The organism is Streptomyces sp. PH10-H1 (assembly GCF_030063355.1).
Classification (GTDB): Bacteria; Actinomycetota; Actinomycetes; order Streptomycetales; family Streptomycetaceae; genus Actinacidiphila.
This window is the reverse complement of record NZ_JASISZ010000033.1, coordinates 1-13,868: the sequence shown is the minus strand read 5'-3', so window position 1 is coordinate 13,868 and position 13,868 is coordinate 1. Positions and strand designations below refer to the sequence as shown.

Genomic DNA, 13,868 nt, shown 5'->3' with positions numbered 1-13,868 from the left:
GCGCATGGCGCCGGCCCCGGCCTCACCGCCGGGGCCGGCCGCCCCGACTGAACCGCGCGGCGCCGCCGATCGCGCCCCTACGGAAGAGCTTGCCCGATGCTCCGTTTCCTCGTTCGACGCGTACTCGGCGCCGCCGTCATCCTCCTGGCCATCAGCGCCGTCACGTACTTCCTCTTCTTCGTGCTCCCCACGGACCCGGCCATGCTTTCCTGCGGGAAGCAGTGCGATCCGCAGAACGTCGCCCAGATCCGCAAGAACCTGGGCCTGGACCAGCCGGTCTATCTGCAGTACTGGCACTACATGAAGGGCATCGTCGCCGGCCGCACCCTCGAGATCGGTCCCTGCCCCGCCCCCTGCTTCGGCTACTCCTTCTCCGACCGGCAGCCGATCTGGCCCACGCTCACCGACCGTTTCCCGACGACCCTCTCGCTGGCCATCGGCGGCGCGGCCACCTTCCTGACCATCGGCGTCGGCCTGGGCCTGCTCTCCGCCTGGCAGCAGGGCAAGACCTTCGACCGGGTCGCCAGTTCCATCTCGCTGGTCGGCAACTCGGTCCAGATCTACTTCATCGGCCCGCTGGCCATCCTGCTGTTCTCCACCAACCTCGGGTGGCTCGACCGCGGCCACGATCCCGACTGGACGACGGACCCGCTGGCCTCGGTCAAGGGCCTGATCCTGCCCTGTCTGATCATGTCGGTGATCTTCTGGTCCAACTACAGCCGCCAGACCCGGTCGCTGATGGTGGAACAGATGTCGGAGGACCACATCAGGACCGCCCGCGCCAAGGGCATGTCCTCGCGCTATGTCTTCCTCAGATACGCGCTGCGCGGCACCGCGGCCTCCATCATCACCATCTTCGGCATCGACCTCGGTTCGGTGCTCGGCGGCGCGATCATCACCGAGGCCACCTTCGGCCTCCACGGGCTCGGAACGCTCTCCGTCGCGGCCGTCCTGCAGGCCAACCTGCCGCTGGAGATGGCCGTGATGCTGATCGGCGCGACCGCCATCGTGCTGTCCAACATCGTCGTCGACGCCTGCTACGCCCTGATCGACCCACGGATCCGGCTCGCATGACCGACGTAAGCGCCGCCGTAACCCCTCGCCGTCCCGAACTCCGCACGACCCGGCAGGAGAACCGTCCGTGACCATCCTCACCAAGGCTGAGGCGGAGCCCGCACCCCAGGACTCCCAGCCCTTCCTCTCGGTCCGCGACCTGTACGTCCAGTTCGCCACCGAGGACGGCACCGTCAAAGCCGTCGACGGGCTCTCCTTCGACCTGGAACGCGGCAAGACCCTCGGCATCGTGGGCGAGTCCGGCTCCGGGAAGTCCGTCACCAACATGGCGATCCTGGGTCTGCACAACCCGCGCAACACCATGGTCAAGGGCGAGATCCTCCTCGACGGGCAGGAGCTGACCGGGGCCTCCGAGCGCACGCTGGAGAAGCTCCGCGGCAAGAAGATGGCCATGATCTTCCAGGACTCGCTGACCGCGCTGTCGCCGTACTACACAGTCGGCCGGCAGATCGCCGAGCCCTATATGAAGCACATGGGCGCCTCCCGGAAGGCGGCCCGCGCGCGGGCCATCGAGATGCTGGACAAGGTCGGCATCCCGCAGGCCAAGATCCGCGTGGACGACTACCCCCACCAGTTCTCCGGCGGTATGCGGCCGCGCGCGATGATCGCCATGTCGCTGGTCTGCGATCCGGCCCTGGTGATCGCGGACGAGCCGACGACCGCGCTCGACGTCACCGTGCAGGCGCAGATTCTCGACCTGCTCAAGGAACTCCAGCGGGAGACGGGCACCGCGATCATCCTGATCACCCACGACCTGGGCGTGATCGCCAACACCGCCGACGACGTGGTGGTCATGTACGCGGGACGCGCCGTGGAACGCGGCACCGTCCGCGAGATCCTCAAGGAACCCCAGCACCCCTACGCCTGGGGCCTGCTGGGATCCATCCCCCGGCTGTCGGCCTCGGTGGACGTACCCCTGTCCCCCATCCCGGGCAGCCCGCCCAGCCTGCTCAACCCGCCGTCCGGCTGCCCGTTCCACCCGCGCTGCGCGTTCACCGGGCAGGTCGGCGGAGACCGCTGCTCGCGGGAGCGCCCGAGCATCCCCTTGGGCGAGCGCCGCGGTTCGGCCTGCCATCTCTCGCCGGACCAGAAGCAGGACATCTTCATCGAGCAGATCAAGCCGCGGCTGCGCTGATCACGAGTCGAGGGAACCACCATGAGTGAACAGCAGACCCTGGCCGAAGTACCCGCCCCCCGGAACGAATCCGGCGCACCGCTGCTCGAGGTGTCGGGCCTGGGCAAGTACTTCCCCATCCGCGGCGGCTTCCTCGTCAAGCGCCATGTCGGGGACGTACGCGCCGTGGACGGCGTCGACTTCCATATCGCCGAGGGCGAGGCCCTCGGCCTGGTCGGGGAGTCCGGCTGCGGCAAGTCCACCACCGGACGGCTGGTGACCCGGCTCCTGGAACCGACGGCCGGGAAGATCACCTATCAGGGCCAGGACATCACCCACTCGTCGCGCAAGGAACTGGCGCCGATCCGCTCCGAGATCCAGATGATCTTCCAGGACCCGTACGCGTCGCTGAACCCGCGGCAGACGGTCGGCAACATCGTCTCCGGTCCGATGGAGATCAACAACATCAATCCGACGGGCGGCCGCGCCCGCCGGGTCCGCGAGCTGCTGGAGATCGTCGGCCTCAACCCCGAGCACTACAACCGCTTCCCGCACGAGTTCTCCGGCGGCCAGCGGCAGCGGATCGGGGTGGCCCGCGCCCTCGCCCTGGAGCCCAAGCTGATCGTCGCGGACGAGCCGGTCTCCGCGCTCGACGTGTCCATCCAGGCGCAGGTCGTCAATCTGCTGCAGAAGGTGCAGCAGGAGCTGGGCATCGCGTTCCTCTTCATCGCCCACGACCTGGCCATCGTGCGGCACTTCTCGCAGCGCGTCGCCGTCATGTACCTCGGCAAGATCATCGAGGTCGGCGAGCGGAAGGACATCTACGAGCGGCCCCGCCACCCGTACACCCACGCGCTGCTCTCCGCCTCGCCGGAGGCGGACCCGGACGACGACCAGCGCGAGCGCATCCGTCTCGCCGGTGACGTCCCCTCCCCGATCAACCCGCCGTCCGGCTGCCGATTCCGCACCCGGTGCTGGAAGGCCAAGGACAAGTGCGCCGCGGAGGAGCCGCCGCTGATCCAGATCGGGGGCAACCGTGAGGGCCACCTCACGGCGTGCCACTTCCCCGAAGAACCGACGATCGGGGCACGGGAAGAGGACATCGTCCTCGACCCGGCGCTGGCCGCGATCGAGGAGGCGGCAGAGAAGACCCTTTGACCCGGGCCCCCGTCCTCCGCTCGGCCCGAGGTCCGTACCCGGACACCCCAGCCCCACCGGGTACGGACCCCGGCAGTTTTTCCAGCCCGCCCGGCGTTTGAGGGCAGTTTTTCCAGCCCGGCCGGCACTTGAGGCCAAACCAGCCCGGCCGGCGATTGAGGCCTATTCCTCGGCGAAGTGGCACGCGCTGTCGTGCTCCGCGGGCGAGCCCACCCCCCGGAACACCGCCGGCACCGCCAGCAACGGCTCCTCCAGCGCGCAGCGCTCCTGCGCCTTCCAGCAGCGGGTACGGAACCGGCAGCCGGACGGCGGATTGGCCGGGGACGGCACGTCGCCGGCGAGGATGATCCGGTCCCGGTGGTCGCGCGCGGCCGGGTCGGGGACCGGGACCGCCGAGAGCAGCGCCTGGGTGTACGGGTGGGTGGGGTGCTCGTAGATCTGGCTGTCGCCGCCGATCTCGACGAGCTTGCCGAGGTACATCACGCCGACCCGGTCGGAGATGTGCCGGACGATCGACAGGTCGTGGGCGATGAACATGTACGACAGGTTGAACTCGTCCTGCAGCTTCTCCATCAGGTTGATGACCTGCGCCTGGACGGAGACGTCGAGCGCCGAGACCGGCTCGTCCGCGACGATGATCTCCGGGCGCAGCGCCAGACCGCGGGCGATGCCGATGCGCTGCCGCTGGCCACCGGAGAACTGGTGCGGATAGCGGTTGATGTACTCCGGGTTGAGGCCGACCACGTCCAGCAGATCCTCGACCGCCTTGCGGCGCTCGCCCTTGGGGGCGACCTCCGGGTGGATCTCGTACGGCTCACCGATGATGTCGCCGACCGTCATACGCGGGTTCAGCGAGGTATAGGGGTCCTGGAACACCATCTGAATGTTGCGGCGAACGGCCTTGAGGGCCTTCCCCGACAGCTTGGTGATGTCCTCGCCCTTGTAGAGGATCTCACCCTTGGTCGGCCGCTCGAGATTCATCAGCAGCTTGGCGACGGTGGACTTGCCGCAGCCGGACTCGCCGACGATGCCCAGCGTCTCGCCCTGGAAGAGGTCGAAGGTGACCCCGGAGACCGCCTGGACCGAGCCCACGTTCTTGCGGAAGACGATCCCCTGAGTGATCGGGAAGTTCTTGACCAGGTTGCGGACCTGAAGGACCGGTTCCCGCGCCTCAGTTGTCGACACCGAGGGTCTCCTTCCAGAAGTGGCAGGCACTCGCCCTGATGGGGCTCACCTCGTACAGCGGCGGCACGTCGGTCCTGCAGATGTCCTGGGCCATCGGGCAGCGCGGGTTGAAGGCGCAGCCCGGCGGGATGTGGATCAGGTTCGGCGGCAGCCCCTTGATCGCGTAGAGCTGCTGGCCCTTCTGGTCCAGGCGCGGGATCGAGTCGAGCAGGCCCTTGGTGTACGGGTGGGCCGGCCGCTTGTAGATCTCGTGCACGGGCGAGGTCTCCACGATCCGGCCCGCGTACATCACCGCGATCTTGTCCGCCACGTCCGCGACCACGCCCAGGTCGTGGGTGATCAGGATGAGCCCCATGTTCAGCTCGCGCTGCAGCTCCGCCAGCAGGTCCATGACCTGCGCCTGGACCGTCACGTCCAGGGCCGTCGTCGGCTCGTCGGCGATGATCAGGTCGGGCTCCAGGGCCATCGCCATCGCGATCATGATGCGCTGGCGCATACCGCCGGAGAACTGGTGCGGGTAGTCGCCGACCCGCTGCCTCGCCGCCGGGATCCGGACCCGCTCCATCAGCTCGATCGCCTTGAGCTTGGCGTCCTTGCGCGACAGCCCCCGGTGGACGATGAACATCTCGCCGAGCTGCGCGCCGACGCTGAGCACCGGATTGAGCGAGGACAGCGCGTCCTGGAAGATCATCGCCATCTTCTCGCCGCGCACCTTGCGGCGCTCCTCCTTGCCCATCGTCAGCAGGTCCTTGCCCTGGAAGACGATCTCGCCCTGGGTGATGAAGCCGGGCGGCGAGTCCAGGATGCCCATGACCGCCTGCGCGGTCACCGACTTCCCCGAGCCGGACTCGCCGAGCACGGCGAGCGTCTCGCCGGCGCTCACCGTGTAGTCGACACCGTTGACGGCCTTGGCGACCCCGTCCCGGGTACGGAATTCGACGTGCAGGCCGCGCACGTCCAGCAGGGTGTCCTGCGGGGTCGGCGGCCTGTTCGGGGTCTGCGTGGTCAGCGTGGTCATGGAACGCCTCCGTCAGCGCAGCTTGGGGTCGAGGGCGTCGCGCACCGCGTCGCCGAGCATGATGAACGCGAGCACCGTGATGCTCAGCGCGCCCGCGGGCCACAGCAGCATGTGCGGTGCGTTGCGGATCTGGGTGGACGCCGCCGAGATGTCGATGCCCCAGGAGACGGTCGGCGGCTTGAGGCCCACCCCGAGCCAGGACAGCGTCGCCTCCAGCGCGATGTACGTGCCGAGTGCGATGGTCGCGACCACGATCACCGGGGCGACCGCGTTCGGCGCGATGTGCCGCAGCAGGATGCGGGAGTGCCCCGCTCCGAGCGCCTTGGCCGCCTGCACATAGTCGTTCTGTTTGGCAGTGATCACCGAGCCGCGCGCGATACGGGCGATCTGCGGCCAGCCGAGCAGCACGATGAAGCCGATCACCGGCCACACCGTGGAGTTGGTGACCACGGACAGGAAGACCAGACCGCCGAGGATGATCGGGATGGCGAAGAAGATGTCACTGATCCGGGAGAGCACCGCGTCCCACGCGCCGCCGAAGTAGCCGGCCAGGCCGCCCAGGACGCCGCCCAGCAGCGCGACGCCCGCTGTGGCGCAGACGCCGACGGTGACCGACGCGCGCGCCCCGTACACCGTGCGGGTGTAGACGTCGCAGCCCTGGTTGTCGTAGCCGAAGGGATGGCCGGGAGCCGAGCCCAACTGGGATTTCGCCAGGTCGCACTTCAGGGGATTGCCGCTGGCGATCAGCGAGGGCCACAGCGAGATGACGACCAAGAAGAGGATCAGCAGCGCGGAGATGATGAAGATCGGGTTGCGCCGCAGGTCGTGCCAGGCGTCGGACCACAGGCTGCGGGGTTTGCCCGTCGGGCCGCCCGGGGCCTGGCCACTCCCGGGGGACTTCTCCAGCGTCATCGCTTCGGCGGCGGCAAGGTCCATCGCCCCGCCCATACCGGTGGGGGCGATGGAGTCATGGGGGTCGTGCGGCTCAGGCATACCGAATCCTCGGGTCCAGGACCGCGTAGAGCAGGTCGACGAGCAGGTTCGCCAGCAGGAAGACGATCACCAGGATGGTGACGAAGCCGACCACTGTCGCTGAGTTGTGCCGGAGGATGCCCTGGTAGAGCTGGTAGCCGACACCTTGGATGTTGAAGATCCGCTCGGTGACGATGGCGCCGCCCATGAGCGCGCCGATGTCGGTCCCGATGAAGGTGATCACCGGGATGAGCGAGTTGCGCAGCAGGTGCCGCACGATGACGCGGTGGCGGGGCAGCCCCTTGGCGACGGCGGTGCGCACGTAGTCGGCGCGGGTGTTCTCGGCGATGGACGTCCGGGTCAGCCGGGTGACGTACGCCAGGGACACCAGCGCCAGCACGATGCCGGGCAGGATCAGTTCGTTGAGCGGCGCTCCCGGCGAAACCGATGGCCGGCCGATGCCCCATTGCACCGCGATCACGTACTGCAGCACATAGCCGAGCACGAAGACCGGGATGGAGACCACGACCAGCGTCAGCAGCAGCACCGAGGTGTCGATGGGGCGGCCGCGGCGCATGCCGGTGGTCACACCGAGCGTGATGCCGACGACGATCTCGAAGAAGATCGCGACGAGCGTCAGCCGGAGCGTCACGGGGAAGGCGCTCTTCATCAGATCGGTGACGGGCTGTCCGTTGAACGCCGTCCCGAAGTCCCCGGTGAAGATCTTCCGCATGTAGTCGATGTACTGGTGCCACAGCGGCTTGTCGAGCCCGTACTGATGGCGGATCTGTGCGGCCGTGGCCGGGTCGGGGGCCCGGTCGCCGAAGAACGCGGCCACCGGGTCGCCGAGCGCGTACACCATCACGAAGATCAGGATCGTTGCGCCGATGAACACCGGGATCATCTGGAGCAGGCGCCGGATCACATAGCGTCCCATGGGGCCTTCCCAAGAGTCGGGCGGCGGCCCGGCGCGGCGTCACCGCGCCAGCCCGCCGCGCGGGTCAGCTGACCTTGATCTGCTCGTAGACCGGGACGCTGAACGCGTTGAGGGTCACGCTCGACACCTTGGTCGAGTAGCCGGCGGTGCCGTTCTGGTACCAGAGCGGAATGGCCGGCATGTCCGTGGCCAGCTGCTTCTCCGCGTCCTGGAACGTGGCGACGGCCTTGGCGATGTCCGGCTCGGCGTTCGCCTCCTTCACCAGCTTGTCGAAGTTCGCGTTGGTGTAGTGCGAGTCGTTCGACGAAGCGCCCGTGAAGTACAGCGGCTCCAGGAAGTTCTGGATCAGCGGGTAGTCCATCTGCCAGCCGGTCCTGAACATGCCCGAAATCTGCTTGCCGACCACCTTGGAGCGGAAGTCCGCGAAGGTGCCGATCGGGTTGAAGACACACGCCTTGTCGTTGCCGAGCGCGTTGTTGATGCTGTTGCAGACCGCATCGGACCAGTCCTTGTGGGACCCGGTGTCGACATTGGAGGTGAGGGTGATCTGCCCGCCGGGCAGGCCGCCGCCCTCCTCGACCAGCTTCTTGGCCTGGGTCGGGTTGTAGACGCAGGCGTCACCGCACAGGCCGTCCTTGAAGCCGCCCGCGGCTCCGAGTACCGGTGAGGTCCAGTCGGTGGCGGGCTGCCGGGTCTTCTGGAAGATCTGCTCGGTGATCTGCGCGCGGTTGATCGCCATCGACAGACCGCGGCGGACCTTTTCCTTGCCCGCGGCGGACCACTTCGCGTCGTACATCGGGAACGAGACGGTCTGGATGATGCCGGCCGGCTGGTTGATGTAGCGGTCGCCCAGGTCACCCTTCACGTTCTTCAGCTGCGACGCCGGGATGTCGTCGACCAGGTCGATGTTGCCGGCCTGCAGGTCGGTGTACGCGGTGTTGTTGTCGGTGTAGACCCGCAGATCGACACCGCCGTTCTGCGCCGCGTCGGGGCCCTTGTATCCGGCCCACTTACGCATCTTCATGGTCTGGCCCTTGGTGTACGAGTCCACCGTGTACGGGCCGTTGCCGATCGGCTTGTTCAGCCAGGACGCGTGGTTGGAGAAGAACGACTTCGGCAGCGGCTCGAACGCCGTGTAGCCCAGCGTGTCGGGCCAGGTGGAGAACTTCTGGGTCAGCTTGACCGTGAAGTTCAGGTCGTCGACCTTCTTCAGCCCGGCGAGCGTCTGGGCCGTGGACGCGGCCCCCGCCGCCTCCGGGTGCACCGCGTCGTAGCCGTCGATAAAGCGGAAGAAGCTCGCGTTCTTCTGCGCGTTCTTCAGCAGAGCGCCGTAGTTCCAGGCGTTGATGAAGGAGTCGGACGTGACCTTGTCGCCGTCACTGAAGGTCCAGCCGGCCTTGAGCTTGATCGTGAAGTTCTGCGAGTCGCTCGTGGTGATCGAGTCCGCGACCATGTTCTCGGCCTTGCCCGACTTCGAGTTGTACTGCTTCAGACCGCGGAACAGCATGGAGAGGACCTTGCCGCCCTGCACCTCGTTGGTGTTCGCGGGCTCCAGCGGGTTCTGCGGGTCCCCCCACGAGGCGCGTACGACGCCTGCTGCGGAGCCACCTCCACCGCCACTGCTGCCCCCTCCACCACAGGCGGTGGCCGTCAGGACGACGGCCGTCGCACAAACGGCCCACTTCAAGCGCGTGGCTCCGCGCATCGCGTGCCTCCTCATGGGTCACAAATGACGCTTTGTTCCCCATGACACCCCAATAGAGGCATTGATGCACTTCTTGCGCCGCCGTGTCGGCGTACCAAACACCGGATGGTCGAGGAGGCTCAGGCCATGACGTGACGGAGAGGCAGCCGGCTCACGGCTGGCCGGGCTTGTTCGGGGAGCACTCCTTCTCGTGCTGGGACGGGATCAGCCCGCAGATCGTCACCGTGGTGGCCGGAGAGCCCGCCGTGGACAGCATCCGGGTGTACGTATCGGTGCCGGTCCTGATCCTGGCATCCAGGGTGCGGCTCCAGGCGTCGGTGATCGTCACCTCATCCCCCACCGTCCCGTTCTCGACGCGGCCCCACACCGCCTGACACGCGGGGCTGTACCGCAGCTCGATCTGCAGGCCCCGCAGCCAGGTCTCGCGGACCGTCGTGGCGTCCCACTGGCAGTCCATGGCCTGCGGCTCGCGACTCAGGCAGGTCTCGCCTGTACAGCCGGCATGCACACCCTTGGGCGCGGACAAGGTCTGTACGGCCAGCTGCTGCTCCGACGGCGCCCCCGCCGCCGCGGAACGCTGGGGTCCGGTGGCCAGAACCGTCCCGACGCTGCCCGCCAGGGCGCCGGCGACGACGCAGCACACCGCGAGCAGCCCGCGGTTCCACGCCCGCTTCCCGCGCCCGCCGGAGTCCGGCCCCGCGTCGTCCCGCGCCTCCGGCTCCGCGCCGGGTTCCGCACCGGGTTCCGCGCCGATCTCCGCAGCGACCGACGGTCCGGTGCCGGGATGCGCATCCCCGGACCCGGGCCGGGACTGCGGCGACGGCTCCGGCTGGGGCTCCGCATCCACCGATGCGTCCGGCTGCCCGTCCTGCGCCTCGCCGGTGACGAGGTCCCAGAGGCGAAGCAGCGGGCCCGGGTCCTCCCCCATCACGCCCGCCAGTTCCTCCACGGCGATCCGGGTGGGCAGTTGTTTGCCGTTGAGGAAACGCTCCCAGGACGAGCGGCTGTAGTGCGTCCTGCTCGCCAGCCGGCCGAAGCTCAGCCCCGAAGCATCCTTGATCCGCCGCATCTCGCAGACGAGCAAGCGATCGGGTGCCGTTATCTCGACGTCTCCGTGGATCCCTGCAGTCACACGAATCTCCTCGCTCATTCAGGCGCGCCCACCCCGCCGCAAACCCGGTCGATCTCCGCACAGGATCGACTCGGCAATCCTCCCGGACCGTCCCAACGCGCCGCTAACAGACAGCCAACGATCCCTGAGGGACCACGGGTCGCGACGGATCTTCGCAGGTGGCGGCGTATTCACCGAGCGCAGGCGTCCCGAGATGTCCCGAACCCGCGCCCGGGACACCCGCCGTGGCCAGTGCACGCCAAAGAATAACCGAGCGGCGCCGTGTGCCGGCCCCCCTTCCGGGACACGGCGGCCGCGTCACCTACTCCGCCCCGGAAGGACATCACCGCATGACAGGAACATCGACGGGCCGCCGCAGACCGCTGGCCCGGATCGGGCTGCTCCTCGCCGCGATCCTCGGGCTGATGCTGGGCCTGCAGCAGCCGGCCCAGGCATTCTCCGGCGCGTTCTATCCGACCCAGAGCACCGGCAACCGCGGCTCCGATGTGGTCGCCCTCCAGTACCTGCTGAACGCCCACGGCCAGAACCTGTCCACCGACGGGGTGTTCGGCTCCGGCACCAAGGCCGGGGTCACCTCGTTCCAGGGCTCCGCCGGGCTCGGCGCGGACGGCATCGTCGGCCCGGCCACCTGGGGAAAGCTGGTCACGACGGTCCGGCAGGGCGACAGCGGGCCGGCGGTCAGGGCCGTCCAGTATCTGCTGAACGCCAAGCGGGGGGCCGGGCTCACCGTTGACGGGGTCTTCGGCGGCGGCACCGACTCCGCGGTGCGGACCTTCCAGAGCCACGCCGGCCTCTCGGCCGACGGCATCGCCGGCCCCGACACCTGGCGCAACCTGCTGTGGCACTACCAGTACGCCAACTTCAACGCCGGCACGCTCTGCGACGAGGACCCCGACGGCAACACCTCCGCCAACTGGGGCACCGGAGCGGCCATCGGCCAGCTCGAAGCCGCCGCGACGACGTTCTCCTCCTACGGCCGCGGCCGGATCCCGGTCGGCGACATCAGCTTCGAGCACGGCGGCCCCATCAACGGCCACGCCAGCCACCAGGACGGCTTGGACGCCGACATCTGGCCGATCCGCACGGACTCCGCCCAGTGCAGCGCGGGCCGGATCACCTGGCAGTCGGCGGCGTACGACCGGTCCGCCACCCGGCAGCTCATCCAGACCGTGAAGGCGGCCGCGCCCGGTCACGTCAAGATCATCTTCTTCAACGACCCGGTGCTCATCAACGAGGGCCTGACGCAGCCGCTTGACAACCACGACAACCATCTGCACGTCCGCTACTGCGAGCTGGTGCATCCCAACTCGCTCTACGTCTGCTGATCCGCGGAGAGGAATCGCGTTGATGCGCACCACCCCGGCCTTCCGCGGGCCCGCCGTCCTGCTGCTGACCCTGCTGGCCCTGCTGGCGCTGGCAGCCCTGCCCGTCCAGGCACAGGCCGCCGACTCCACCACCTGGATCCAGCGCAACCTCGCGGGCCTGAACTACCTGGCCGCGAGCGGGGTCGACGGCGTGTACGGGTCGCAGACCACCACCGCCGTCCGCGGCTTCCAGCACGACAACGGGCTCGACGAGGACGGCGTGTACGGCGGCCGCACCGAACTCGCCCTCCACAACAAGGTCATCGAGGTCCAGCGCAAGGCCGGCAGCACCGCCGACGGCGCCTACGGGTCCGGCACCTCCAACGCCGTAGCCGCCTGGCAGTCCGCCCACAGCCTGACCGCCGACGGGATCACCGGGCCCGCCACCATGAACGCCATGGGCATCGCCCGCACCGTGCGGCTCACCGCACAGTGGAAGTTCGGGCGGTACGGCTGGAGCGTCAGCGGCCAGTTCGGCTGCCTGGACCAGCTGTGGATCCACGAGAGCGAGTGGAAGGTCTACGCGGACAACCCCATGTCCGACGCCTACGGCATCCCCCAGGCACTGCCCGGCTCCAAGATGTCCACCGCGGGCGGCGACTGGCAGACCAACCCCGCCACCCAGATCCAGTGGGGTCTGGACTACATCAACGGCCGGTACGGAACGCCCTGTTCGGCCTGGAGTTTCTGGCAGTCCCACAACTGGTACTGATCACCACTGTCTTGAGGAGCATCACATGAGCACATCCATCGACCGCCGTATGTTCTTCCGCTACGGCGGCGGCGCGCTCGCCGCCGCCGGGCTCGCCACCGTGGCCAACATCGGATTCGCCGGCTCCGCCGCCGCCTACGGCTGGTCCGGCACCCTCCAGCAGGGCTCGTCCGGCTCCGCCGTCACCGAACTGCAGATCCGAATAGCCGGCTGGGCCGCCGACTCGGCCTCGCAGACCTATGTCGGTGTCGACGGCTCCTTCGGGCCCGGTACGGCCGCCGCGCTGCGACGATTCCAGTCCGCGTACGGCCTGAGCGCCGACGGCGTCGCCGGGCCGCAGACCTACGGCGTACTCAACGCCCTGGAAAGCGGCGACGGTTCGACCCTGCACTTCGACTGGTCGGAGTTCACCAGCCACGACGGCTCCGGCTTCAACAACGGCAAGGTCGGCGCCGGCGAGGTGCAGGAGAACGTCCGGCGCACCATGTACAAGCTGGAGGCGCTGCGCAAGAAGTCCGGCGACCGCGGGGTCACCATCAACTCCGGCTTCCGCAGCGTCCCGTACAACTCCTCCATCGGCGGAGCCTCCAACTCCATGCACACGTACGGCGTGGCCGCCGATATCGCCGTCAGCGGCCTGTCCACCCTCGCCATCTACCGGATCGCCGAGACCTGTGGCTTCTCCGGCCTGGAGACGTACTCCGTCTCGTGGCAGCACGTGGACAGCCGTGTCGAGCACTCCAACTACGGCTCGGGCTCCTGGTGGTGGCAGGACGGCGTCGCCTGAGTGCGTTGTGGCAAACCGGATCTCGTTCGAGGCGTACGGCACGGGTGACCATCTGTACGGAGGTACGGGTACGGCTGCGGGCATGAAAGAACGGGCCCCTTGGTAGTGACGCGGTTACGACACCCAGCACGACCAAGGAAGCCCGTTGCCTGATCAGTTGAGCAGTATCGATGCGCTCACGTCCACCACGGTCACCCCTGCGTGTGACTGCTACGTGCACCGGTTCGGTTCGATCGCTCCGGGGCTGCGGGCGGGCTGCTATCCGAGTGACATGACGGATGCGGAGTGGGCCGAGGTCCGCTCCGCGATGCCGGTGCCGGCCTGGCTCCTCAAGCAGGGCGGACGCCCCGAGGCACATTGCCACCGCGAGATGCTCGACGCGATGCGCTACCTCGTCGACAACGGCGTGAAGTGGATGGCCCTGCCGGTCGACTTCCCGTACTGGCGGGCCGTCTACGACTTCTTCCGCCGCTGGCGAACCTACGACTACGTGCGTGAACTGCACGAACGCCTGCGCCGCACGGCTCGGGAACGCAAAGGCCGCAACGCCGAGCCCAGCGCGGGGATCATCGACAGTCAGTCAGTGGACGCCTCCGAGACCGTCGGCAAGGACAGTCGCGGATACGACGGCGGCAAATCACGCGACGGCCGCAAGCGCCACATCCTGACCGACACCGAGGGCCTGCTCCTGGAGGTCACCGTGACGACAG

The 13,868-nt window shown here is 68.3% G+C and carries 13 protein-coding genes; 7 read left to right on the top strand and 6 right to left on the bottom strand.

Features of this window, described 5'->3' with window-relative positions; all coding sequences use genetic code 11:
- The first annotated feature begins 96 nt into the window (after window positions 1–96).
- The 3 genes from QMK24_RS20405 to QMK24_RS20395 all read left to right on the top strand — a co-directional run bounded on the left by QMK24_RS20405 (window position 97) and on the right by QMK24_RS20395 (window position 3,346).
- Window positions 97–1,074 carry an ABC transporter permease gene (locus tag QMK24_RS20405; RefSeq protein WP_283467845.1) on the top strand — a complete coding sequence of 326 codons (978 nt, stop codon included), beginning with the start codon at window positions 97–99 and terminating at the stop codon, window positions 1,072–1,074.
- A 67-nt stretch (window positions 1,075–1,141) separates the two neighbouring features.
- Complete coding sequence (locus QMK24_RS20400) at window positions 1,142–2,209, top strand: ABC transporter ATP-binding protein (protein WP_283467844.1); 1,068 nt, start codon at window positions 1,142–1,144, stop codon at window positions 2,207–2,209.
- Between the two features lie 21 nt (window positions 2,210–2,230).
- Window positions 2,231–3,346 (top strand): ABC transporter ATP-binding protein, encoded by a 1,116-nt coding sequence (locus tag QMK24_RS20395; RefSeq protein ID WP_283467843.1) that lies wholly within the window; start codon window positions 2,231–2,233, stop codon window positions 3,344–3,346.
- 162 nt (window positions 3,347–3,508) lie between these two features.
- Here the strand turns inward: QMK24_RS20395 and QMK24_RS20390 are convergent, their stop codons facing one another.
- The 6 genes from QMK24_RS20390 to QMK24_RS20365 all read right to left on the bottom strand — a co-directional run bounded on the left by QMK24_RS20390 (window position 3,509) and on the right by QMK24_RS20365 (window position 10,295).
- Window positions 3,509–4,531, bottom strand: a complete 1,023-nt coding sequence (locus QMK24_RS20390; RefSeq protein WP_283467840.1) for an ABC transporter ATP-binding protein — start codon at window positions 4,529–4,531, stop codon at window positions 3,509–3,511.
- A complete protein-coding gene (locus QMK24_RS20385) occupies window positions 4,518–5,549 on the bottom strand; it encodes an ABC transporter ATP-binding protein (RefSeq protein WP_283467837.1) in 1,032 nt (343 codons plus the stop codon). Before QMK24_RS20385 ends, QMK24_RS20390 begins: the two co-directional genes overlap by 14 nt.
- Before the next feature lie 12 nt (window positions 5,550–5,561).
- Window positions 5,562–6,542: an ABC transporter permease gene (locus QMK24_RS20380; RefSeq protein ID WP_283467835.1), complete on the bottom strand. Its 981-nt coding sequence runs from the start codon at window positions 6,540–6,542 to the stop codon at window positions 5,562–5,564.
- Complete coding sequence (locus tag QMK24_RS20375; RefSeq protein WP_283467834.1) at window positions 6,535–7,458, bottom strand: ABC transporter permease; 924 nt, start codon at window positions 7,456–7,458, stop codon at window positions 6,535–6,537. Before QMK24_RS20375 ends, QMK24_RS20380 begins: the two co-directional genes overlap by 8 nt.
- A gap of 64 nt (window positions 7,459–7,522) precedes the next feature.
- Window positions 7,523–9,163, bottom strand: a complete 1,641-nt coding sequence (locus QMK24_RS20370) for a peptide ABC transporter substrate-binding protein (protein ID WP_283467833.1) — start codon at window positions 9,161–9,163, stop codon at window positions 7,523–7,525.
- Window positions 9,164–9,314: 151 nt separating this feature from the next.
- Entirely contained in the window at window positions 9,315–10,295 is a 981-nt protein-coding gene (locus tag QMK24_RS20365; protein WP_283467831.1) for a helix-turn-helix domain-containing protein, read from the bottom strand.
- A 329-nt stretch (window positions 10,296–10,624) separates the two neighbouring features.
- On the opposite strand from QMK24_RS20365, the gene QMK24_RS20360 reads away from it, so the two are divergent.
- From QMK24_RS20360 to QMK24_RS20345, 4 genes are all read left to right on the top strand, one after another.
- Window positions 10,625–11,620, top strand: coding sequence for a penicillin-insensitive murein endopeptidase (locus QMK24_RS20360; protein ID WP_283467829.1), 996 nt, complete (start codon window positions 10,625–10,627; stop codon window positions 11,618–11,620).
- Between the two features lie 22 nt (window positions 11,621–11,642).
- Entirely contained in the window at window positions 11,643–12,371 is a 729-nt protein-coding gene (locus QMK24_RS20355) for a peptidoglycan-binding domain-containing protein (protein ID WP_283467826.1), read from the top strand.
- Between the two features lie 25 nt (window positions 12,372–12,396).
- Window positions 12,397–13,158: a D-Ala-D-Ala carboxypeptidase family metallohydrolase gene (locus tag QMK24_RS20350; RefSeq protein WP_283467824.1), complete on the top strand. Its 762-nt coding sequence runs from the start codon at window positions 12,397–12,399 to the stop codon at window positions 13,156–13,158.
- 157 nt (window positions 13,159–13,315) lie between these two features.
- Window positions 13,316–13,868: transposase (locus tag QMK24_RS20345; protein WP_283467822.1), on the top strand; the 553-nt coding region annotated here is incomplete at its 3' end.